At 35.8% G+C, this 681-nt stretch carries 1 protein-coding gene; it reads right to left on the bottom strand.

Annotation, left to right across the window (positions count from 1 at the left end; genetic code table 11):
- The coding region (locus tag ACNOHI_RS24925; RefSeq protein ID WP_420477419.1) for a hypothetical protein at positions 1-553 on the bottom strand (553 nt) is incomplete at its 3' end.
- Positions 554-681: the final 128 nt, after the last annotated feature.

The raw sequence follows: 681 nt of genomic DNA, 5'->3' as shown, positions 1-681 counted from the left end.
ATTTAAAATAATCTTTGTAATAATCTAGAGTTCCATATGTCTTTTGATAATCAGGAAGGTATGATCTAGTCATCACAATTGGTGTAACATTATAGGGAGTTTTGGGATAAAGCGTTACAGTGACTTTAACGACACATCCTTTTGCTGGGATTGACCCACCACGCCTACATACTACATCATACCTTGAAGTACTCCAGTTTTCCCCTTCTACAAAAGGAGGTATGTATTGCAAATTGAAGCTTGGGTTTGCGATAATTTGAGTTTCATTTTGTTTTGTATCGTCATTGTAAATATAATCGCCCGAAACAGCTTGATTCTCGCTAGTTAAATTAGGCAAGATAGAATTTAAGTCATAATCGCCCCTAAAACGTTTATAATAGACTAATTTTGTTTCAACTTCATATCTCTCAATTTTATCAGCAATTGCAGGATTTAGCTTTACATCAATAGAATTTAAGTCAAGGTTAAATGCTCTTATTATACTATAGTCCCTCTGACTTTCTCCGGGATAAGGTTTAAGGCGGAAATATATTGTTTCGTCTGAATACTTCATAATCGGAGCTTTCGACAGGCTCCAAGGTCCAAATGTTTGATTATAAGACGGGAAAAAATAATCAACTGTGCTACGTCGAGCACCTGGGACTAATAGTTGGGATAGGCCGATAATATTAGAGGATGAAG

The organism is Noviherbaspirillum sp. ST9, from assembly GCF_048799745.1.
Taxonomy (GTDB): Bacteria; Pseudomonadota; Gammaproteobacteria; order Burkholderiales; family Burkholderiaceae_D; genus Noviherbaspirillum.
Note: the sequence above shows the minus strand (reverse complement) of the source record. Positions and strands in the feature narration are given on the sequence as shown.